At 70.1% G+C, this 19,607-nt stretch carries 22 protein-coding genes; 17 read left to right on the top strand and 5 right to left on the bottom strand.

Translation table 11 applies throughout. The features are described 5' to 3' along the window. Window positions 1-105: 105 nt before the first annotated feature. Window positions 106-708 carry a HupE/UreJ family protein gene (locus tag JJL56_RS00795; RefSeq protein ID WP_145627131.1) on the bottom strand — a complete coding sequence of 201 codons (603 nt, stop codon included), beginning with the start codon at window positions 706-708 and terminating at the stop codon, window positions 106-108. Window positions 709-943: 235 nt separating this feature from the next. On the opposite strand from JJL56_RS00795, the gene JJL56_RS00790 reads away from it, so the two are divergent. The 11 genes from JJL56_RS00790 to JJL56_RS00740 all read left to right on the top strand — a co-directional run bounded on the left by JJL56_RS00790 (window position 944) and on the right by JJL56_RS00740 (window position 11,302). After that, complete coding sequence (locus JJL56_RS00790) at window positions 944-1,222, top strand: HypC/HybG/HupF family hydrogenase formation chaperone (protein WP_200483826.1); 279 nt, start codon at window positions 944-946, stop codon at window positions 1,220-1,222. After that, window positions 1,219-1,923 (top strand): [NiFe]-hydrogenase assembly chaperone HybE, encoded by a 705-nt coding sequence (hybE, locus tag JJL56_RS00785; protein WP_200483825.1) that lies wholly within the window; start codon window positions 1,219-1,221, stop codon window positions 1,921-1,923. The genes JJL56_RS00790 and hybE overlap by 4 nt, the downstream gene beginning before the upstream one ends. Then, window positions 1,920-3,089, top strand: a complete 1,170-nt coding sequence (locus JJL56_RS00780) for a nickel-dependent hydrogenase large subunit (protein ID WP_200483824.1) — start codon at window positions 1,920-1,922, stop codon at window positions 3,087-3,089. Before hybE ends, JJL56_RS00780 begins: the two co-directional genes overlap by 4 nt. A gap of 3 nt (window positions 3,090-3,092) precedes the next feature. After that, the gene (hypA, locus tag JJL56_RS00775; protein ID WP_145627136.1) at window positions 3,093-3,434 is read left to right on the top strand and encodes a hydrogenase maturation nickel metallochaperone HypA; all 342 of its coding nucleotides are present in this window, start codon (window positions 3,093-3,095) and stop codon (window positions 3,432-3,434) included. Continuing rightward, window positions 3,434-4,369, top strand: coding sequence for a hydrogenase nickel incorporation protein HypB (hypB, locus tag JJL56_RS00770; protein WP_200483823.1), 936 nt, complete (start codon window positions 3,434-3,436; stop codon window positions 4,367-4,369). Before hypA ends, hypB begins: the two co-directional genes overlap by 1 nt. Beyond that, the gene (locus JJL56_RS00765) at window positions 4,366-4,977 is read left to right on the top strand and encodes a LysE family translocator (protein WP_145627139.1); all 612 of its coding nucleotides are present in this window, start codon (window positions 4,366-4,368) and stop codon (window positions 4,975-4,977) included. Before hypB ends, JJL56_RS00765 begins: the two co-directional genes overlap by 4 nt. After that, a complete protein-coding gene (locus tag JJL56_RS32870; RefSeq protein ID WP_200483822.1) occupies window positions 4,974-7,349 on the top strand; it encodes a Kae1-like domain-containing protein in 2,376 nt (791 codons plus the stop codon). The genes JJL56_RS00765 and JJL56_RS32870 overlap by 4 nt, the downstream gene beginning before the upstream one ends. Then, on the top strand, window positions 7,322-7,573 hold the full coding sequence (locus tag JJL56_RS00755) for a HypC/HybG/HupF family hydrogenase formation chaperone (RefSeq protein ID WP_145627143.1): 252 nt from the start codon (window positions 7,322-7,324) through the stop codon (window positions 7,571-7,573). Before JJL56_RS32870 ends, JJL56_RS00755 begins: the two co-directional genes overlap by 28 nt. A 16-nt stretch (window positions 7,574-7,589) precedes the next feature. Then, a complete protein-coding gene (gene hypE, locus JJL56_RS00750; RefSeq protein ID WP_200483821.1) occupies window positions 7,590-8,636 on the top strand; it encodes a hydrogenase expression/formation protein HypE in 1,047 nt (348 codons plus the stop codon). A 174-nt stretch (window positions 8,637-8,810) separates the two neighbouring features. Then, window positions 8,811-9,533: a sugar transferase gene (locus tag JJL56_RS00745; RefSeq protein WP_145627147.1), complete on the top strand. Its 723-nt coding sequence runs from the start codon at window positions 8,811-8,813 to the stop codon at window positions 9,531-9,533. Between the two features lie 317 nt (window positions 9,534-9,850). Then, entirely contained in the window at window positions 9,851-11,302 is a 1,452-nt protein-coding gene (locus tag JJL56_RS00740; RefSeq protein ID WP_145627148.1) for a S41 family peptidase, read from the top strand. Window positions 11,303-11,491: 189 nt separating this feature from the next. Here the strand turns inward: JJL56_RS00740 and JJL56_RS00735 are convergent, their stop codons facing one another. Then, on the bottom strand, window positions 11,492-12,088 hold the full coding sequence (locus JJL56_RS00735) for a cold-shock protein (RefSeq protein WP_145627150.1): 597 nt from the start codon (window positions 12,086-12,088) through the stop codon (window positions 11,492-11,494). Between the two features lie 214 nt (window positions 12,089-12,302). After that, on the bottom strand, window positions 12,303-12,800 hold the full coding sequence (locus JJL56_RS00730) for a YchJ family protein (protein WP_200483820.1): 498 nt from the start codon (window positions 12,798-12,800) through the stop codon (window positions 12,303-12,305). A 148-nt stretch (window positions 12,801-12,948) separates the two neighbouring features. Between JJL56_RS00730 and JJL56_RS00725 the strand changes: the two genes are divergently transcribed. The 4 genes from JJL56_RS00725 (at window position 12,949) to JJL56_RS00710 (ending at window position 16,089) form a co-directional block, all read left to right on the top strand. Further along, window positions 12,949-13,725, top strand: a complete 777-nt coding sequence (locus JJL56_RS00725) for a cyclic nucleotide-binding domain-containing protein (protein WP_247890891.1) — start codon at window positions 12,949-12,951, stop codon at window positions 13,723-13,725. Then, on the top strand, window positions 13,722-14,396 hold the full coding sequence (locus JJL56_RS00720) for a ribonuclease HII (RefSeq protein WP_200483818.1): 675 nt from the start codon (window positions 13,722-13,724) through the stop codon (window positions 14,394-14,396). The genes JJL56_RS00725 and JJL56_RS00720 overlap by 4 nt, the downstream gene beginning before the upstream one ends. A 90-nt stretch (window positions 14,397-14,486) precedes the next feature. Continuing rightward, window positions 14,487-15,572 carry a site-specific DNA-methyltransferase gene (locus JJL56_RS00715; RefSeq protein WP_145627156.1) on the top strand — a complete coding sequence of 362 codons (1,086 nt, stop codon included), beginning with the start codon at window positions 14,487-14,489 and terminating at the stop codon, window positions 15,570-15,572. A 133-nt stretch (window positions 15,573-15,705) separates the two neighbouring features. Then, window positions 15,706-16,089: a dihydroneopterin aldolase gene (locus JJL56_RS00710; RefSeq protein WP_247889536.1), complete on the top strand. Its 384-nt coding sequence runs from the start codon at window positions 15,706-15,708 to the stop codon at window positions 16,087-16,089. A 252-nt stretch (window positions 16,090-16,341) separates the two neighbouring features. Here the strand turns inward: JJL56_RS00710 and JJL56_RS00705 are convergent, their stop codons facing one another. Next, complete coding sequence (locus JJL56_RS00705) at window positions 16,342-17,085, bottom strand: DUF1194 domain-containing protein (RefSeq protein WP_200483817.1); 744 nt, start codon at window positions 17,083-17,085, stop codon at window positions 16,342-16,344. A 21-nt stretch (window positions 17,086-17,106) separates the two neighbouring features. After that, complete coding sequence (mutY, locus tag JJL56_RS00700) at window positions 17,107-18,189, bottom strand: A/G-specific adenine glycosylase (RefSeq protein WP_145627160.1); 1,083 nt, start codon at window positions 18,187-18,189, stop codon at window positions 17,107-17,109. A 128-nt stretch (window positions 18,190-18,317) separates the two neighbouring features. Here mutY and JJL56_RS00695 point away from each other — a divergent pair, with 128 nt between their 5' ends. Next, on the top strand, window positions 18,318-18,797 hold the full coding sequence (locus JJL56_RS00695; protein WP_200483816.1) for a DUF721 domain-containing protein: 480 nt from the start codon (window positions 18,318-18,320) through the stop codon (window positions 18,795-18,797). A gap of 109 nt (window positions 18,798-18,906) precedes the next feature. Then, on the top strand, window positions 18,907-19,602 hold the full coding sequence (locus tag JJL56_RS00690) for a DsbA family protein (RefSeq protein ID WP_247889537.1): 696 nt from the start codon (window positions 18,907-18,909) through the stop codon (window positions 19,600-19,602). Window positions 19,603-19,607 lie beyond the last annotated feature (5 nt).

Here is a 19,607-nt window from a genome sequence, read left to right as displayed (position 1 = left end):
CGGAACACCGTCGATGCGCCGCGGCGCTTGAAACGCGGCATACAAAAAGGCCCGGCGGAAAAACCCGCCGGGCCTTTTCGATTGCGTCGAAGGCGGCGCGCCGGATCAGCCCAGCGCGAGCAGCGCCACGCCGGCCAGACCGACCACGGCGCCGGTGCCGCGAAGCGCCAGGGCGCCCTTGCGGCCTTCCACCAGACGACGCAGCGACAGGGCGGCGCCGATGCCCGCCCCGTGCAGCAGCGCGGTGGACAGGGCGAAGCCCAGGCCGTAGAGCAGCGGCTCCGCCGCCTCCGGCATCTCGGCGCCGTGGGCGTGGCCGTGGAACACGGCGAACAGGGCGACCACACCGGCGGAGGCCAGCAGCGGCAGCCGGGACTGCAGGGCGATCAGGGCGCCCAGGGCGACCACGGACAGGACGATGCCAAGCTCGACCTGCGGCAGGTCGATGCCGGCCACCCCCAGCAGGCCGCCGCCGATCATCGCGCCGACGAAGGCCACCGGCAGCGCCCACAGGGCCTTGCCGCCGCGTTGCGCGGCCCACAGGCCGACGGCGACCATCGCCAGCAGGTGATCCCAGCCACCGACCGGGTGCATGAACCCATGGACGAACCCGGCATCGTGGGCGCCGAAGGTGTGGGCGAGCGCCGCGTTGGGCAGCGTGGCCAGGGCCGCCGCCGCGGTGACCGACGCGAGAGCGATGCGTTTCATTCGTGAAAACCCCTGCTGTATCGTTGAGCGGCGCACGACCGACCCCTACCCCATCGCGCGCGAAGCGGTCGCCACTTTAGCAGAACCGTTCCGATTGGAAATGGCGGAGCGCCATGAAATTGCGTCGGACCGCATGTTTGACGCACATCAATGTGCGGATTCAACCCCCGGTCAAGATGCCGCGGTTAGGTCGCCAGTGTCACGACGACCGGCTTCCCCGCGTGAGGACGCGCGCATGTGTCTCGGCATCCCGATGCAGGTCCTGGAAACCGATGGCTTCACCGCGCGCTGCACCGGCCGCGGCGAGGAGCGGCGCGTCAACGTCATGCTGATCGAGGAGGTGCGGGAAGGCGGCTGGGTCCTGGTCCATCTCGACCGCGCCGTCCGCCCCCTGGAGGTCGAAGAGGTGGAGCCGCTGAACCGCGCGCTGGACGCCATCCTGCTGGCCGCGAAGGGGGAAAACGTGGACCATCTGTTCGCCGACCTCATGGAAACGGAAAAGGCAACGGCATGACCCCCGGCGCCCCCGAGGCGGGCTTCGCCGCCGACGCGCGTCCCGCCTGTGGGGCCTGTGGCGCGGTCTACGACCCCGCGGCGGGCGATCCGGGGCGCGAGGTGCCGCCGGGAACGCCCTTCGGCGGTCTGCCCGACTATTGGCGCTGCCCGGGTTGCGGCGGCCCTCAGCATGGCTTCACCGTCGCGGCCCCGCCGGGAGGCGATCCCTTGGACGCGCGCGTCGCCGCCCTGATCGCCAGCTACCGCCTGATCGCGGAGCGCGACATGGCCGGCGTTCCCATCTGCAATGCCGCCCTGGCGGTGGAGGCGCTGGGGTTCCGCCCCCACGGGCCGGGCTGGATCGGCTGCGTCATCGCCCCCTGGTTCCTGAACGCCGTGCTAATCCCGTGCGATCCCGCCTTGTGGGCGGAGCGGCGCGACGGCGACAAGATGGAGATCGCCCTGCCCTCCGGCGCCTACCGCTTCACCGCGGCGCGGGTGGGCGTTCTGGGAACGCTGGCGGTTATCCCGCTCGCCTCGGCCATGAACGTGTTCACCGATCAGGAGGACGCCCGCGCCGCCGCGGTCCTGGCGCTCGACCATCTGATGCGGGAGCCGCAGCAACTGGCGCCACAGACCGAGCCGTCGCCGGCAAGCGATGCGGAGGCGGCGAAGCCCGCCCTGTCCCGCCGCTCCCTGTTCGGGGCTGGACGCCGATGAGCGGGACGGGCGCCGGGCTGGAGGGCAACGTGTCGGTACGGCTTGGCACCGCCGCCGGGCGTGTGCGCGCCGTGTCGGTGCAGGTCCGCCGCCCCGCCGCCGCCCACGCCCTGTGCGGACGCACGCCCGACGAGGCGATGCGCCTCGTGCCGCTGCTGTTCAGCCTGTGCGGCACCGCCCAGTCGCTGGCGGCGGTCGAGGCCCTGGAGGCTGCGCTCGGCCTCGACGCCCGACCGCACACCGCCGCCCGCGCCCTGCTGGCCGACGCGGAATCCGTGACAAACCATGCGTGGCAAGTTTTGATGGACTGGCCGGCACGGCTCGGCGAAGCCCTGCAGCCCAAGGAGGTGGCGGGCCTACGCGCCACGGTCACGGCGATCCATCCCGCGCTCTACCCGGCCCGTGACGGGCTGCGTCCCGGCGGCGGCTCGCTGCGGCCCGACCGCGCCGCCCTGACCGCCGCCATTGCGGCTCTGCGCGAGGGGGTGGAGCGCGCCGTCTTCGCCGGCCCGGCTCCCACCGACAGGACGGCGTTGGAGCGCTGGGCCGGTGCCGGTGCGACGCCCGCCGCCCGTCTGATGCACCGCGTCCTGACGCCGGTCATGGCGGGTTTCGGCGCCTGCGACGTGCCGGCGCTGGAACCGCATCCCGCATTCTGGTTCGGCGAGCGGCTGTCCGCCGACGCCGCGTTTTCCGAGGTTCCCCGGCAGGACGGCGCGCCGGCCCACACCGGCCCGCTGGCCCGCCAGAGCGCGCATCCGCTGGTCGCCGGCTTGCTGGCCCGGCACGGTACCGGCCTCGCCGCTCACACCGCCGCCCGGCTGGTCGAGCTGGCGGGACTGGCGGAGCGCCTGACGACCTGGGCAGAGCGCCTGGACGACGCCGAACCGGCTCCGGACACGGGCACTGCGCGGCGCGGCGCGGGAAGCGGTGTCGTCGAAACGGCCCGCGGGCGCCTCGCCCACTGGCTGCGGCTTGAGGATGGCCGCATCGCCGATTGCCGCATCGTGGCACCGACCGAATGGAACTTCGCCACCGACGGACCGCTGGCCCAGGGCTTGGCCGGCGCTTCGGCCAACGGCGCTCTGGCCGAGCGCACGGGCCTTCTGGTGGCCGCGCTCGACCCCTGCGTGGCCTCCGTCATCACGATCCAGGACGAGGACTGACCCATGCACGAGCTGGCGCTCAGCCAGGGCATCATCGATGTGATCCGCGATCAGGCCGCGGCCCAGGGCTTCACGACGGTGAAGACGGTGCGGCTGGTCATTGGCACCCTGTCACACGTCGAACCGCAGGCCATCGCCTTCGGCTTCGACGCGGTCAGCCGCGGCACCATCGCGGAGGGCGCCGTCCTGGACATCGAACGCCCGCCGGGTCGGGCCTTCTGCCTGTCCTGCGAGAAGCCGGTCCCGCTGCCCGAGCGGTCGGCCCCCTGCCCGGACTGCGGCGGCCACCAGCTGATGGTGACCGGCGGCGAGGAAATGCGCGTCAAGGAACTGGAGGTGGAGTGATGTGCACGGTCTGCGGCTGCGCCGAAGGCGAAACGAAAATCGAAGCCGGCCATGCGCATGGCCATCACCACCACGGTCACGACCATCATCATGATCATGACCACCATCATCATCACGACCACAGCCACGAGCATGTCGGTCCGGACGGCAAGGTCTACCGGCACACGCACGGCGACGACCATGGCCATGATCATGGGCACGACCATGGGACCATCGACCTCGGCCGCGGGCCGGCGGGGACGGAGGTGCCGGGAATGTCGCAGACCCGGCTGGTCGCCATCGAACAGGACATCCTCGCCAAGAACGACAGCTTCGCCGCGGTGAACCGCCAGCTGTTCGCGGCGAAGGGCGTGTTCGTGCTGAACCTGATGTCCAGCCCCGGTTCGGGCAAGACGACCCTGCTGACCCGCACGCTGACCGACCTGAAGGGCCGCTTCCCGATGGCGGTGATCGAGGGCGACCAGCAGACCTCCTTCGACGCCGACCGCATCCGCGCCACCGGCACGCCGGCCATCCAGGTCAACACCGGCAAGGGCTGCCACCTCGACGCCCAGATGGTCACCCAGGCGGTGGGGCGCCTGCCGGTGGAGGCGGGCAGCGTCCTCTTCATCGAGAATGTCGGCAACCTCGTCTGCCCGGCCGGCTTCGACCTCGGCGAGGCACACAAGGTCGTCGTGCTCTCGGTGACGGAAGGGGAGGATAAGCCCCTGAAATACCCGGCGATGTTCGCCGGCGCCGACCTGCTGCTGGTCAACAAGGTCGATCTGCTGCCGCATCTGACCTTCGACGTGGCGCGCATGATCGCCTACGCTCGCCAGTTGAAGCCGAACCTGCGCGTGATCGAGTTGTCCGCGACCGCCGGCCAGGGGCTTGAGGACTGGTACGGCTGGATCGAGGAGGGGCTTGCGAGAGCGGTGGCGGGACGCGGCGCATGAGCCCCGCCGATTTCCTTCTGATGGCCGGGGCCTGCCTGTACTTCATGGCCACCCCCGGACCCGGCATTTTCGCCGTGGTCGCCCGCTCCCTCGCCCTGGGATGGCGGCGCAATCTGGGCTTCCTCGCCGGAATGGTGGTGGGCGACCTCGTGTTGCTGGCGCTCGCCCTCGGTGGGTTGGCCGCCGTCGCCCACGCTTTCGAGGAGCTGTTCACCCTGCTGCGCTTCGCCGCCGCCGGTTACCTGATCTGGCTGGGCGTCCGCACGTGGCGCGCGCCCGTCACCCTCGGTGGAGACCCGCCGGAGGCCGAAGGCGCGCAGTTGCGGGGCTTCGCAAGCGGGTTGGCCCTGACCCTTTCCAACCCGAAGACCATCTTGTTCTACATGGCCTTTCTCCCGGCGTTCGTGGATCTGACCCGCGTCTCCGCCACCGACGCCGTGCTGATGGCCGGCATCGTGGTGGGCGTGTTGAGCGCCGTCCTGCTGGCCTACGCCATGGCGGCGTCGCGCGCCCGTCATCTCTTCCGCAGCGAGCGGGCCATGAAGGCGCTGAACCAGGGCGCCGGCACGTTGATGATCGGCGCGGGCGTGGCGGTCGCCGCGCGGTGAAACGGCTTCGCCTCCGGGTTCGCGGGCAGGTGCAGGGGGTCGGCTTCCGGCCCTTCCTGCATGGGCTGGCGCACCGCCTCGCCCTGACCGGCTGGGTGCTGAACGACGGGGCCGGGGTGCTGGCGGAGGTGCAGGGCGAAGCCCTTCAACGGCTTCTCACGGCGCTGGTGAAGGAAGCGCCTCCACTGGCGCGGATCGACGCGGTCGAAACGGCAGAATGTCCCGTCCGTCCCGATGAGGCGGGTTTTGCGATTCTGGCTTCGCACAGCGGAGCGGTCACGACCGGCGTCGCCCCCGACGCCGCGGTCTGTCCGGCCTGTCTGGCGGAATTGTTCGATCCCGAGGATCGGCGCTACCGCTATCCGTTCCTGAACTGCACCCATTGCGGGCCGCGCTTCACCATCACGCGCGGCCTGCCCTACGACCGGCCCTGGACCGCGATGGCGGCTTTTCCCCTCTGCCAGGAGTGCGCCGCCGAATACGCCGACCCCACCGACCGTCGTTTCCACGCCCAGCCGACCGCCTGCCCAGCCTGCGGCCCACGCCTGTCCCACGCCATCGAGGAGGTGCTGGCCGCGCTGCGCAGCGGACGGATCGTCGCGATCAAGGGTCTGGGCGGCTTCCACCTCGCCTGCGACGCGTTCGACGCGGCGGCGGTGGAACGGCTGCGCGCACGCAAGCAGCGCAACGGCAAGCCCTTCGCCCTGATGGTCGCCAACGCCGTGTCCGCAGAGCGGTTCGTGGAGGTCCGAGCGGCGGAGAGGGCGTTGCTGGAGGGGGTGGCGCGGCCGGTGGTGCTGTTGCGGCGGCGTGAGACCCCAACCCTTCCCGCTTCGCGGGCCCCCTCCCTAACCCTCCCCCGCTGCGCAGGGGAGGGACTCGAATCCCCTCCCCTGCGCAGCGGGGGAGGGTTAGGGAGGGGGCCAGTGCGGACCCTTCCCGACGCCATCGCCCCCGGTCTCGACTGGCTGGGCGTCATGCTGCCCTACACGCCGATCCATCATTTGCTGTTCCACGAGGCCGCCGGACGCCTCGACGGCACGGCGTGGCTGGAGCGGCCGCAGGACCTCGCCCTGGTCATGACCTCCGCCAACCCCGGCGGCGAGCCGCTCGCCATCGGCAACGACGAGGCGCGGCGGAGGTTGGACGGCATCGCCGACCTGATCGTCGACCATGACCGCGACATCCTGATCCGCGCCGACGACAGCGTGATGCGGGTGGTGGCGGGCGCACCGGTTTTCCTGCGGCGGGGGCGCGGCCATGCGCCGGCGCCCATCCGCCTGCCATGCGCCGGGCCGCCGGTGCTGGCGGTCGGCGGGCACCTGAAGGCCACCGTCTGCCTAACCCGCGGCGACGAAGCCTTCCTCAGCCAGCACATCGGCGACCTCGACAACGCGGCGACCCTGGCGTTCCTTGAGGAGAGCGTCGCCCATCTGCGCCGCATCCTGGCGGTGGAGCCGGTAGCCGTCGCCCACGACCTTCACCCCGACTTCCAGAGCACCCGCTTCGCCGAATCGCTCGGCCTACCGACGTTGCCGGTGCAGCATCACCACGCCCACATCGCCGCGGTGCTGGCCGAACACGGCGTGAACGGCCCGGCGCTGGGGCTGGCGCTGGACGGGTTTGGGCTTGGGGCGGACGGCGGGTCCTGGGGTGGCGAGATGCTGCTGGTGGAGAGTACCCGCTTCACGCGCCTCGGCCATCTGGCGCCACTGGCCCAGCCGGGCGGTGACGTGGCGGCGCGCCAGCCCTGGCGGATGGCGGCGGCAGCACTGGCCCGCATGGGGCGCGGCGCGGAGATCGCCCAGCGCTTCGCCGCCTGCGGCCCGGCGGAGGGCGTGCGGCGGATGATCGAGGCGGGCGTCAACGCGCCGCCCACCAGCTCCTGCGGGCGCTGGTTCGACGCCGCCTGCGGCCTGCTGGGAGTCCGTGCGGTCGCCGGCTTCGAAGGCGAGGCGCCGATGGCCCTGGAATCGCTGGTCCGCCGCCCCACGGTGCTGGAAGGCGGCTGGCGGATCGACGGCGGCGTGCTTGACCTCACCCCCCTGCTGGAAAGTTTGTTGCAGATCAATGCGCAGGAGGGGGCCGACCGGTTCCATGGCACCCTGGCCGCGGCGCTGGTCGATTGGGCCATGCCGGAACTGGCGGCGCGCGGCCTCGACCGCATCGCCCTGTCGGGCGGCTGCCTGATGAACGCCGTTCTGGCGGAGGGGCTGAGCGCAGGCTTCGCGGCGCGCGGGGTCACCGCGCTGCTGCCGCGCCAGGCACCGGCCAATGACGGCGGGCTCAGCCTGGGACAGGCCTGGATCGCCATGCAGAGTTTGCTTCAGGAAGGACCACTCCCATGTGCCTCGCCGTTCCCGCCCGCGTGATCGAGCTTCTGGAGGACGACCGCGCCACCGTCAGCCTGGGCGGGGTGAAGGTCGCCTGCTCCCTGGCGCTGGTCGAGGGGGTGACGGTGGGCGACTATGTGATCGTCCATGTCGGCTACGCCCTGTCCAAGCTCGACCCGGAGGAGGCGGAGCGCACGCTCGCCCTGCTCGCCGAAACCGGCACTGGCATCGGTACCTTGCCGCCCGCCTCGGATGCCGCCTGACTTTGTGGACCCCGCCATGACCGACCGCCGCCTCTTCACCCGCAAGCTCGACCTCGCCCGCGGCACCGTGGACATGAGCCATGGATCAGGCGGCAAGGCCATGGCCCAGCTCGTCCGGGAGCTGTTCGCCGCCGCCTTCGCCAACCCGCTGCTCGACCAGGGCAACGACCAGGCGGCCTTCGACCCGCCCACCGGGCGCATGGTGATGACGACCGACGGCTTCGTTGTCTCGCCCATGTTCTTTCCCGGCGGCGACATCGGCTCGCTGGCCGTGCACGGCACGGTGAACGACGTCGCCATGGCCGGGGCGGTGCCGCTCTACCTGACCGCCGGCTTCATCCTGGAGGAAGGCTTCCCGCTGGCCGACCTGAAGCGGCTGGTGGACAGCATGGCCCACGCCGCGCGTGAGGCCGGCGTGTCCATCGTGACCGGCGACACCAAGGTGGTGGAGCGCGGCAAGGGCGACGGTGTCTTCATCACCACCACCGGCATCGGCGTGGTGCCGCCCGGCGTCGCCCCGTCCGGCGAGCGGGCGCGGCCCGGCGACGCGATCCTGGTCAGCGGCACCATGGGCGACCACGGCGTCGCCATCATGTCCACCCGCGAAAATCTGAGTTTCGAGACGGACATCCGGTCGGACAGCGCCGCGCTGCACGGGCTGGTCGCCGGCATGGTCGCGGCGGTGCCGGACGTGCATGTCCTGCGCGACCCGACCCGCGGCGGGTTGGCAACGACGCTGAACGAGATCGCCCACCAGTCGGGAGTCGGCATGCTGCTGCGCGAGGCCGACATCCCGCTGAAGACTGAGGTCGCAGCCGCCTGCGAACTCCTGGGTCTCGATCCGCTCTACGTCGCCAACGAAGGCAAGCTGATCGCCATCTGCGCAGCCGAGGACACCGAACGCCTTCTGTCGGCCATGCACGCCCATCCGCTGGGGGTCGATGCCGCGGTCGTCGGCACGGTGGTCGAGGACTCCCACCGCTTCGTGCAGATGGAGACGCGCTTCGGCGGCAAGCGCATCGTCGATTGGCTGTCCGGCGAGCAGCTTCCCCGCATCTGCTGAGCCTCCGCTTGCGCCGAAAGGGGCACCCCTTCGGCTTCGCTCACGCCACCCGGCGTACCGCAATGGAACTGCGGCGGATCGGCCCAGCCGGGGGACCCCGGACGCGCCTCACGCGTTGCCTCCCCCGGAAGGCGGTCGTGTTTCCGCCAGCCGAATTGTGAGTACGGGGGATCGATGGGTATTCCGCAGTCCATCCAGTTGGGTGCTGCACCGCTGGAGCCGGCCACGCTTGCCGGCACGGCGTCCGCCGCGGAACTGGTCGCGCGCTTGCCGGCCACGCCACCGCTGCACCTCAACCGGGTGAAACGGGCCTTCGACCTCGTGGGGGCGGTCGGGCTGATCCTGTTCTTCGGGCCGCTGATGCTGATCGTCGGTCTTCTCATCACGCTGGACGGCGGACCCGCGGTGTTCGGCCACCGGCGCATCGGGACGGAGGGCCGGGACTTCACCTGCTGGAAGTTCCGCTCCATGGTGGTCAACGCGCCGGAGGTCTTCGAAAAGCTGATCGAATCCGACGCCGAAGCCCGCGCCGAGTGGGAGGCCACGCGCAAGCTGCGCAACGATCCCCGCATCACCTGGATCGGCCGCTTCCTGCGCCGCACCAGCCTGGACGAGTTGCCGCAGCTCTTCAACGTTCTGTCCGGCGACATGAGTCTGGTCGGCCCGCGCCCCATCGTGCAGGAGGAAGTGGCGCGCTATCACGTCTGCTTCCCCTTCTACATGCGATGCCGCCCCGGACTGACCGGGCTGTGGCAGGTCAGCGGCCGCAACGACGTGGATTACGGCCGGCGCGTCCAACTCGACACCGCCTATCTGCTGGGCTGGAGTCTGTGGGGCGACATCCGCATCCTGCTGCGCACGGTCGGCGTGATGCTCAGCGGAAAAGGTGCCTATTAAGGCGTAGAATCACCGCGCTGCAGCCCTCCCCCGCCCGGAGAGTGGCGGTGCGGGGGGCGGAGACACATATCCTATCCTGGGCGATGCGACGGGTCCCGCGGCACCAGGGGGCAGGATTTGAGATTGCCCGGTCAACGTGCTAGGTTGCGGATGGACGAACGGCGGGACCGGCCGAAAGGCCATGTTCCGCCGTACGAAAGCACAGACGCACCGGCCTTGGGCGTCCGGCAGGCGAAACCCCTGGTACAATAAGGCTTGCAGTCGCGTTGATGGCTTTGATTCCGCCGGCCGGGCCGGCCAGTCAAGAGGGGCGCAGGATGGCGAAACTGCTGGCGGCGCTGTTGCTGCTGATGGTGGCGATGGGACCGGCCTGCGCGGTGGTGCCCGCCTCCCGCGCGGACACCAGCATCGCGCTGGACCATTACCGGCAGGAATTCGCGAAAACCAAGGGCACCTCCAGCCTCCCCTCCCCGGCGGACCGCAACTATCTCCTCTTCTCCGACGTCCTGCGCCGCGTGCTGGCCGAGCATGTGAAGCCGGGCACGCCGCAGATCCTGGTCGACAAGGCGGTCGCCGGACTCCAGAAAAAGAAGAAGGAGGAGCCGGGAGCCACTGACCGGGTGCTGACCGAAGCGGCGCTGGATGCGATGCTCACCTCCCTCGACCCCTACTCGGCCTTCCTCGACTCGGAGCATTTCCGCTACATGCGGGAGCAGACCCAGGGCGAGTTCGGCGGGCTGGGCATCGAGGTGACGATGGACGAGGACAGCGGCCTGATCCGCGTCGTGTCCCCCATCGACGGCTCTCCCGCCGCCCGCGCCGGCTTGCGCACCGGCGACCTGATCGCCCGGATCGACGAGGCGCAGGTCAAGGGCATGAATCTGCGCGACGCGGTGGCGCGCATGCGCGGCCCGGTCGGCACCTCCGTCGCCCTGACCATGCGCCGCAACGGCGGCAACAACGCCGCCAACAGCGGCCCCGACGCCCCGTTCCGGGTGTCGCTGACCCGCGCCATCGTGAAGATCCAGCCCGTCCGCTACCGGTTGGAGGGCGACGTCGCCTACATCCGCATCGCCGCCTTCAACCAGCAGACCTCACACGCGCTGGACGAGGCGGTGGAGGACATGCGCCGGCAGGCCCATGGCCGGCTGGCCGGGGCGGTGCTGGACCTGCGCAACAACCCCGGCGGCCTGCTCGATCAGGCGGTGAACGTCGCCGACCGCTTCCTGGAGGCGGTGGACATCGTGTCGGTACGCGGCCGCGATCCGGACGAGAACCGCCGCTACACCGGCACGCCGGGCGATCTGCTGGCCGGGTTGCCCATCGTCCTGCTGGTCAACAGCGGATCGGCCTCGGCGTCGGAGATCGTGGCCGGCGCCCTTCAGGACCACAGCCGGGCGCTTTTGTTCGGCACGCGCAGCTATGGCAAGGGGTCGGTGCAGACCATCTCGTCGCTGTCCGGCGACATCGGCATTCGGCTGACCACCGCGCGCTATTTCCGCCCGTCCGGCGGGCTGGTCGACTGCTTCGGCGTGTCGCCGAACCTGGAGATCAAGCCGGCCAACGACAACAGCGAGGAAACCCACCCCGACCCGGCGACCTGCGACCCGCACGCCACCCCGCCGCCGCCGCCGCGCGCCTGGCGGATCGAGGACCTGTGCCCGGACGTGGCCGCCGCCCCGTCGAAGCCGGACGCCGACCGCCCGCTGGACTGCGCCGTCGCCGCCATCCGCACCCGCCTGATGGGCACGCTGATCGGGCGGCCGTAAGCCCCTCCCTCGGCGCGGCCCAACAAAAAAGCCCTCCGTTCCAGTGGAACGGAGGGCTTTTTCTTTGTGCCCCACTCACCGTCTCGAACCCTGTTGACGGATCGCGACGGCAGGGGAAATGGTGCTGCTTCCGCGACCGGACGTGAGGGGATGGGTCCGCCCCGCCCCCTCAGACCCGGCTGTTCGACGTCAGACCACTTCGACGCGCTGCGCTTCCGGACCCTTGACGCCCTGGCGGACGGTCACCCGCACCTGCTCGCCGTCGGCGAGCACGTCCAGGCCCGAACGCTCCAGAGCGCGGATGTGGATGAAAATGTCCTTGCCGCCGGTGGACGGGGCAATGAAGCCGAAGCCCTTGGACACGTTGAACCACTTCACGGTGCCGTCGACCGTCTCTTCGGCGCCGCCGGCGCCGCCGCCGTAGCTGCTGCCGCCGCCGTAGCTGCCGCCACCGCCGTAACCGCCGCCGTAGCTGTCGCCGCGGGGAGCACGCGCCGCCGGGCGCGGGGACTCACTGGCGGTCGAGGTGTCGACGTCGTGGATGGTGGCGACCTGCGGGCCCTTCGGGCCGCGGGACAGGTCACAGGTGATGGTGGCACCCTCGGGCAGGCTGTCGTGTCCGCAGAACTGCAGAACCGTGGAATGCAGGAAGGCATCCGGCGAGCCGTCTTCGGGCGTGACGAAGCCGAAGCCCTTCGTCGCGTTGAACCACTTGACGGTGGCGCGGATGTTGCGCTGGGTGATCTCGGGAGCGCGGAAGCTGTTGCGCTGCGGACGGTCGAACATACGTGGTCTCATCTGTCGTGATAGGCCATGCCCCAACAGGCGGAACATGGCCCCCCGAAGATGATCCGTTCCGCCGCGCTTTTCAATTGAGATCGCGCGCGTTGGAAAGAAAGATTCGGCAAAACCCGACCGAAGGCCGCCCGGCGGTGTCCAGGCGGCCAAAAATATCGCAATTGCTGCGATAATCGGCGCAATGCCGGTCAAGTCTGGACGGTCAGGCCGCCCCGCAGCACTTCTTGTACTTCTTGCCGCTACCGCAGGGGCAGGGATCGTTCCGCCCGACCTTGGGACCGCTGCGCGGGCGGGCGCCCAGCGTGCCGTCCACATAGTACCAGCGGCCGTCCCGCTTGGTGAAGCGGCTGGTCTCGTGGTGCTTCTGCGGCCTGCCGTTCATGGTGAAGTGGGCGACGAACTCGACCACGCCGTCCTTGTCCTCCGCCCCGCCGGCTTCGGCGCTGCGGACTTCTAGGCCGGTCCACAGGCTGTTGGCGGCCCAGGTTTCGATCTCCTTGCGGTCGAAGTCCTCGCGGGTTTCCGGGAGCAGCGTCTCCTGCAGATAGTCGATCCTCCCGCAGGCGAAGGCCGAATAGCGAGACCGCATCAGCGCTTCGGCGGTCGGCGCCGACGCGGTGCCGTCCAGATAGGGGCCGCAGCAGGCGTCCAGGGGCTTGCCGGAACGGCAGGGGCATTCGGTGGTGGCGGTGGTGGTCATGACTTCCGGCCTCTCGATTTGAGGGCGCCATGCATAGCGCAGCCGGCGTCCCCCGCCAAGCGTCACCGGAAATTCGCCTGAACCGGACCGGCATTCGCGCTAACCTGTACGGAACACGGGCGGCAGGCCCGGACTGATGGAACCGGCGATGACGAGACGCGGACCCGACCTTCCCACGCGGCGCATCGCCGCCGACACCGTGCTGATCCGCCAGGGCGAGGCCGGGGATTGCGCCTGGCTGATCCAGTCCGGGGAGCTGGAGGTTCTGCTGGACGGCCCGGACGGCCCCCGCCGCCTGGGCACCGTCGGCGCCAACGCCATCGTCGGGGAGATGGCATTGCTGGACGACGGGCTGCGCAGCGCCACGGTGCGCGCCCTGACCACCGTCGAAACGGTGGAACTGTCGCGCGACACCTTCCGCGCGCTACGCGGGCGCTGCCCGCCGCTGGCCTCCTATCTGCTGGAGAGCCTCGTCGCCGCGATCCGCCGCAGCTATGGCCTGTCCCAGCCCGAACGGCAGGAGGGAGGCTCCGCGATCCGCTCCACCGACTCCTTCGCCACGGTGGCCGACCGCCGCATGTTCCGCCGCGGCCACAGCTTCTTCCGCCAGGGGGACGCCGGAACGGCGGCCTATCTGATCCAATCCGGCTCGGTCGGCGTGCAGCGCGACGGGGCCGACCTCGGCGTGCTGGGACCGGGGCGGATCTTCGGGGAACTGGCCCTTCTCGCCAACCGCCCCCGCGCCGCCACCGTCGTTGCGCTGGAGGCCACGGTCTGCGAAATCATCCGCAAGGACCAGTTCGCCAAGGCCATCGAGACGATGCCGCCCATCCTGCGCTCGCTGACACGCATCTACATCGAACAGCTGTCCGGCGGACGGCTCCTGCCCCTCCACGCCGAACCCGCAAGAACCGACTCCCCATGACTTCCAAGGCAACCACCAAAGCCGTCCGCGTCAAAGTTCCCCGCCCGCAACCCGACCTGTCCTTCGAAACCGCGCTGGGCCAGGGGCGGCTGGTCTGCGGCATCGACGAGGTGGGGCGCGGCCCGCTCGCCGGCCCGGTGGTCACCGCCGCCGTGGTGCTGCCGGCGGGCGGCCTGCCCGACGCGCTGGCCCGCGCCATCAACGACAGCAAGGCGCTGAGCCTGCGCGCCCGCGAGGCGCTGGAGCCGGAGATCCGCGCCCACGCCCTGGCCGTCGCGCTGGCCGAGGCGTCCGCGGCGGAGATCGATGACCTCAACATCCACAAGGCCACTCTGCTGGCCATGAAGCGCGCCTACGAGGCGCTGCCCGGCGAGCCGCCCGCCGTCGCGCTGATCGACGGGAAGTTCAAGCCGGACCTGTCCTGCCTGATGGAGGCCATCGTCAAGGGCGACGGGCGCAGCCAGTCGATCGCCGCCGCCTCGATCGTCGCCAAGGTGGCCCGCGACCGCGAAATGATGCGGCTGGCGGAGCTTCACCCGCAGTATGGCTGGGACCGCAACGCCGGCTACCCGACGCCGGAGCATCTGGAGGCGCTGCGCCGCCACGGCGTGACGCCCCATCACCGAGTCACTTTTGCACCAGTCCGCGCCCAAATCGAACGGGCCGGCTGACCGCCGCGATTCCGGGATAAGAAATCAGTTGACGGCGACTCGGCGGCGAATCATTGTCCCAACGACTGATTCGCTGTTTTGGTTTCGTCAATGCTCCCCCTGAACAAAATTCTCGTGGGCGATTGCATCGCCCTCATGAATGAAATGCCGGCTGAATCGGTAGACCTTGTCTTTGCCGATCCGCCTTATAACCTCCAACTGGGGGGCGAACTCTTGCGCCCGAACCACTCCCGTGTCGAAGGAGTGGAGGAGGACTGGGACAAGTTCGAGGATTTCGAGACCTACGACCGCTTCACGCGGGACTGGCTCGCCGCGGCCCGCCGCATCCTGAAGCCCGAGGGATCGTTGTGGGTGATCGGCAGCTACCACAACATCTTCCGTGTCGGCGCCACGCTGCAGAATCTGGGCTTCTGGATTCTGAACGACATCGTGTGGCGCAAGACCAACCCGATGCCGAACTTCCGCGGCACGCGCTTCGCCAACGCGCATGAGACCATGATCTGGGCCTCGCGCGAGAAGGACGCCCGCTACCGCTTCAACTACGACGCCATGAAGGCGCTGAACGACGACCTGCAGATGCGCAGCGACTGGCTGCTGCCGATCTGCAACGGCGCGGAGCGCCTGCGCGACGAGGACGGCCGCAAGGCCCACCCGACGCAGAAGCCGGAATCGCTTCTCTACCGCGTCATCCTGTCCTCCTCCCGCCCCGGCGACACGGTGCTGGACCCCTTCTTCGGCACCGGCACCACGGGCGCCGTGGCGAAGCGGCTGGGCCGCAACTGGATCGGGCTGGAGCGCGACCCGACCTACGCCAAGGCGGCCACCGCCCGCATCGAGGCGGTGGAGGAAGCGCCCGACGCCGCCGTCCTGGACACGCCGCCGAAGCGGTCCGCCCCGCGCATTCCCTTCGGCTGGGTGGTGGAGCGTGGCCTGCTGCGCCCCGGCACGTCGCTGTTCGACCTGCGCCGCCGCGTGGTCGCCCGCGTGCGCGCCGACGGCACCTTGATCGGGGCCGGCCCGCGCGGCGAACATCGCGGGTCGATCCATCAGGTGGGGGCCGCCATGGCCGGGCTGCCGGCCTGCAACGGCTGGACCTTCTGGCACTATGAGGACGGCGGCGACCTGCGTCCCATCGACGTGCTGCGCGAGCGCATCCGCTCCGAAGCCTCCGCCTGATTCCCGGCGCCGGACTCGAAGCGGGGAGGCCGTTCACGCCGCCCCGCTCCCGCAAGTTCGGCATTGGAGCCCCTCATCGAGCGCCGCCCGCATGCCTTGGCAGGACGGGGACGGCGTGATAGGCGTGTGCGCCATGAACAAGCTCTTCGCCACCGTCACCGCTCCGGCGCCCCGTTCGGCCCCGGCGGCGCTTTCCACCCGTTGCTTCGTGCGCGATCTGGTCATGGACGCGCTGATCGGCGTCTATGCCCACGAGCGGATCAAGCCGCAGCGCATCCGCCTGAGTCTCGATCTGGACGTCGTCGCCCCCGGCGTCACCGGCGAGGACATGGCGGCGGTGGTGAAGGGGTTGGTCAGCCAGGGGCACGTCACCCTGATCGAAACGCTGGCCGAACGGATCGCCGAGCGCTGCCTGTCCGACGAGCGCATCGCCAGCGCCAAGGTGCGGGTGGAGAAGCTGGACGTGTTCCCGGACGCCGCGAGCGTCGGTGTCGAGATCGAGCGCGCCCGGGCCTGACGTTCGGAAAGAATGCCGCGCCTTTCGGCAGCGGTGCCCGGAACCATCGCCGTCCCGGTCCAAGGGGGCGGGCTGCCGGCGCGCACGGCGCTCGGTGCACGGCCCAGCCTCTTCAGGTCACTCCGCCCAACGGTCGGGCAAACCGACGGAACAGCGCTTCGGTTTCATCCAAGCACGCGTGGGCAATGCAGACCGATCCGGCTTCATTCCCCCAAAAGACTTTCCAGATTTTGGACCGGCCGAGCCGCTCACTCAAAGATCAGCCACAGCAACAACCGAGCGCGGCTCCCGAACCTCGGCGATTTCCTGGATGAGTTTTTGCCGAAGCGCCTCGACGAAGCTGCTGCGGTCCATCGCCGTCTTCACGAATCCGTTCATGCCGCCGACGACATTTTCCTGATAGTACTCCTCCAGCCACGGAAACTCGTCGAGGATGGCCAGGGCGTTGATGGTGATCCCCTGCCGCTCCACCCGGTCGCGGACGCCCGCGGGGTCCGGGCCGCTGTTGGAAAAGCCGTTCGACACGATGTCGATGACCTTGCGCTCGGCGTCGAATCCGTTGCCGGCGAACAGCTTCGCCGAATCCTCGATGGCGCTGCCCAGCGCCGTCGAATCCCCCTGGAAGCCACGCGGCGCCTTGTCGATCCGGCTCGCGAAGGCGGCCACCTCCTCCGCGCTGGTCAGGGGCGTCCAAGGCACCAGGACGCGCAGGCTGTGCGGACCGGAGAAGACCACCAGGGTCGCCGCGGCTCCGCCCGCGGTCACCGCGTCGCTGACATCCGGATCGCGGAAGGCCGCGGCGTGGCCCTGCAACTGGAACTCCAGATCCCCATCGGTGATCGAGGCCGACCCGTCCACGGCCAGCACCAGCTCCAGGGCGACGCGACGCCCGCCTGGGGCCGGAGCCTTCTTCGCCTTAGGCTCTGCCCGCAGGGGTCCGGCAAGCCACACTCCGGCCAGGAAAGCCGGCAAGGCCAGGATCGTTCGCCGCCTCATGTCGCTCCGTACACCTTCCGTTTATGCATGCGCCAGCGCGTGACGCACCACCTTCATCATGACGGAGGGAAGAGCCTGCCCGCCCAGCCGGTCCACCGGAACCCACAACCCCTCGGCCATCCGCCAGCCATCGCCGGCCTTGGCCGCGACGATCTCAAGTTCGAGGTGAAAATGGCTGAAAGTATGGCGGACCACGCCCGGCAGGCGGCGCCAGGACAAATCCAGCGGGGCCGCCGCCGCGATCTCCGCATCGCTCGGCGCGTGACCGGCCCAGGGGGTGGAGGGCACCTCGGTCATGCCGCCCAGCAGCCCCTCCTCCGCCCGGCGGCGCAACAGCACGGCGCCCTCCGGGTTCAGCAGCCAGAAGGCGACGCCGCGCCGGGTCGGCTTGTCCGCCTTGGCGGCCTTGCGGGGAAGCTGCTCCTGGACGCCGGCGGCGCGGGCGGCGCACCAGTCCGACCAGGGGCAGAGCATGCATTTCGGCTTGCGCGGCGTGCAGACCGTGGCGCCCAGATCCATCATCGCCTGGGCGTAGTCGCCGGGCCGCTCGTCCGGCGTCAGCAGGGCGGCCAGCGCGCGCAGCTTGGGCTTCACGCCGGGAAGCGGCTCCTCCACCGCGAACACGCGGGAGATTACCCGCTCCACATTGCCGTCCACCACCGTCGCCTTGCGGCCGAAGGCGATGGCGGTGATCGCCGCCGCGGTGTAGGCGCCGATGCCCGGCAGCTCCAGCAGGGCCACCTCCTTGTCGGGGAAGCGCCCTGCCCGCTCCGCCGCCACCACCTGCGCGCATTTGTGCAGGTTGCGCGCCCGCGCGTAGTAGCCGAGCCCCGCCCAGGCCACCAGCACGTCGTCCAGCGGGGCCGCCGCCAGATCGCGCACCGTCGGCCAGCGCTCGGTGAAGGCGCGGAAATAGGGCGCCGCGGCGGGCACCGTGGTCTGCTGCAGCATGATCTCCGACAGCCAGACCCGGTAGGGGTCGGCGACTTCGCCCGGCTTGGCGCGCCAGGGCAGGTCGCGGCGGTTGTGATCGTACCAGGAGAGCAGCCGTGGGGCGGCATCCCTAGGGGCGTTCTTGGGGGCGTTGTGGGGAGGCGTCGTCATGGCGGCAAGACATAGGGCGAACCCGGACGCCGATAAAGGGCTGCCGATAAAGGGGCACCCGCGGGGGCGCTGGCGAAGTCCCGTCCGCTTGCGCTAGGGTGCGCGGACCATCACCAGGAAGCCCTGACATGAACGGACCGCGGCGAATCGGCCAGACCGTCCCCGAGGTGGCCGGCAAGGCGCTGGGCAAGCGCGGGCTGGCCTTCGGCTCGCTCATCAACGACTGGCCGTCCATCGTCGGCCACCAGTTGAGCCTGCGCACCGCCCCCGACAAGCTGAGCTTTCCGCGCGGCAAGCGGGAGGACGCCGTCCTGCACATCCGCGCCATGGGCGCCATCGCGCTGGAGCTTCAGCATCTGGAGCCGCAGATCGTGGAGCGGATCAACAGTTTCTTCGGCTACCGCGCGGTGGCGAAGATCAAGCTGATCCACGCCGCCCCGCTGTCCATGCCGAAACCGGTGGCGCGTCCGCGCGACCTGACCATGGACGAGGAGTTGTCGGTGATGACCACCGCCGCGACGGTGGAGGACGAGGAATTGCGGGCCACGCTGGAGCGCTTCGGGCGGTCGCTGCTGGCCCGCCCGCGTCCGGCGCTGCGGCGCCGTTGAAGAGCGTCCGATGCCCCTGGCGCAAGAGCCGGCTCGGGCTGGGCCATACTCTTGCCGCAAAAGGGGAGTTTCGATTATACCATCAACATCTGGTAGGGATGAGGCCAAAGTGAACCGCAACCTTTTGGGCATCGTTGCTCTGATCGCGGTCGGCATGACGCTGATCATCGGGCTCGCCGTCGCTGGCTCCCGGCCGTCGAACGGGCAGACTCTGCCGGTTCAGACGGGGCCGGCGCAGCCGCCCATGCAGACCGCACAGGCTCCCGCCGCTTCGACCGCCGATCTGCTGGCCGACCGGGTACTCGGCAACCCCAACGCGCCGGTGACGATCCTCGACTATTCGTCGATGACCTGCCCGCACTGCGCCACCTTCCACACCGAGACGCTGCCGAAGATCAAGGAAGCCTACATCGACACCGGCAAGGCGAAGCTGATCTTCCGCGACTTCCCCTTCGATCAGGCGGCGCTGCGCGCCTCCATGCTGGCCCGCTGCGCCCCGGCGGAGCGCTACTACCCGCTGCTCGACGTGCTGTTCAAGAGCCAGGGCCAGTGGAGCCGCGCCGCCGACCCGGTCAAGGCGCTGGCCCAGTACGGCAAGCTCGCCGGCATGAGCGAGCAGGTCATCAATGCCTGCATGGCCAACCAGGCGCTGGCCGACGGCATCCTGCAGAGCCGTCTGGTCGGCCAGGACAAGTACAAGGTGGAGGCCACCCCGACCTTCGTCCTCAACGAGGGCGCGGCCACCATCAGCGGCGCGCAGTCCTTCGAGACCTTCGCCGCCGCCATCGACAAGCTGGTGAAGTAAGGACC

This window comes from Azospirillum aestuarii (assembly GCF_016632405.1).
Taxonomy (GTDB): domain Bacteria; phylum Pseudomonadota; class Alphaproteobacteria; order Azospirillales; family Azospirillaceae; genus Azospirillum; species Azospirillum aestuarii.
This window is presented reverse-complemented; position numbering and strand designations above follow the sequence as displayed.

Coding starts and splice junctions, on each gene's coding strand:
- JJL56_RS00790 (WP_200483826.1), top strand. CDS start 944: ATGTGTCTCGGCATCCCGATGCAGGTCCTGGAAACCGATGGCTTCACC.
- JJL56_RS00780 (WP_200483824.1), top strand. CDS start 1,920: ATGAGCGGGACGGGCGCCGGGCTGGAGGGCAACGTGTCGGTACGGCTT.
- hybE (WP_200483825.1), top strand. CDS start 1,219: ATGACCCCCGGCGCCCCCGAGGCGGGCTTCGCCGCCGACGCGCGTCCC.
- JJL56_RS00710 (WP_247889536.1), top strand. CDS start 15,706: ATGAACAAGCTCTTCGCCACCGTCACCGCTCCGGCGCCCCGTTCGGCC.
- JJL56_RS00755 (WP_145627143.1), top strand. CDS start 7,322: ATGTGCCTCGCCGTTCCCGCCCGCGTGATCGAGCTTCTGGAGGACGAC.
- JJL56_RS00765 (WP_145627139.1), top strand. CDS start 4,366: ATGAGCCCCGCCGATTTCCTTCTGATGGCCGGGGCCTGCCTGTACTTC.
- JJL56_RS00725 (WP_247890891.1), top strand. CDS start 12,949: ATGACGAGACGCGGACCCGACCTTCCCACGCGGCGCATCGCCGCCGAC.
- JJL56_RS00715 (WP_145627156.1), top strand. CDS start 14,487: ATGCTCCCCCTGAACAAAATTCTCGTGGGCGATTGCATCGCCCTCATG.
- JJL56_RS00730 (WP_200483820.1), bottom strand. CDS start 12,800: ATGACCACCACCGCCACCACCGAATGCCCCTGCCGTTCCGGCAAGCCC.
- JJL56_RS00745 (WP_145627147.1), top strand. CDS start 8,811: ATGGGTATTCCGCAGTCCATCCAGTTGGGTGCTGCACCGCTGGAGCCG.
- JJL56_RS00735 (WP_145627150.1), bottom strand. CDS start 12,088: ATGTTCGACCGTCCGCAGCGCAACAGCTTCCGCGCTCCCGAGATCACC.
- JJL56_RS00740 (WP_145627148.1), top strand. CDS start 9,851: ATGGCGAAACTGCTGGCGGCGCTGTTGCTGCTGATGGTGGCGATGGGA.
- hypE (WP_200483821.1), top strand. CDS start 7,590: ATGACCGACCGCCGCCTCTTCACCCGCAAGCTCGACCTCGCCCGCGGC.
- JJL56_RS00720 (WP_200483818.1), top strand. CDS start 13,722: ATGACTTCCAAGGCAACCACCAAAGCCGTCCGCGTCAAAGTTCCCCGC.
- JJL56_RS00695 (WP_200483816.1), top strand. CDS start 18,318: ATGAACGGACCGCGGCGAATCGGCCAGACCGTCCCCGAGGTGGCCGGC.
- hypB (WP_200483823.1), top strand. CDS start 3,434: ATGTGCACGGTCTGCGGCTGCGCCGAAGGCGAAACGAAAATCGAAGCC.
- JJL56_RS00795 (WP_145627131.1), bottom strand. CDS start 708: ATGAAACGCATCGCTCTCGCGTCGGTCACCGCGGCGGCGGCCCTGGCC.
- hypA (WP_145627136.1), top strand. CDS start 3,093: ATGCACGAGCTGGCGCTCAGCCAGGGCATCATCGATGTGATCCGCGAT.
- JJL56_RS00705 (WP_200483817.1), bottom strand. CDS start 17,085: ATGAGGCGGCGAACGATCCTGGCCTTGCCGGCTTTCCTGGCCGGAGTG.
- mutY (WP_145627160.1), bottom strand. CDS start 18,189: ATGACGACGCCTCCCCACAACGCCCCCAAGAACGCCCCTAGGGATGCC.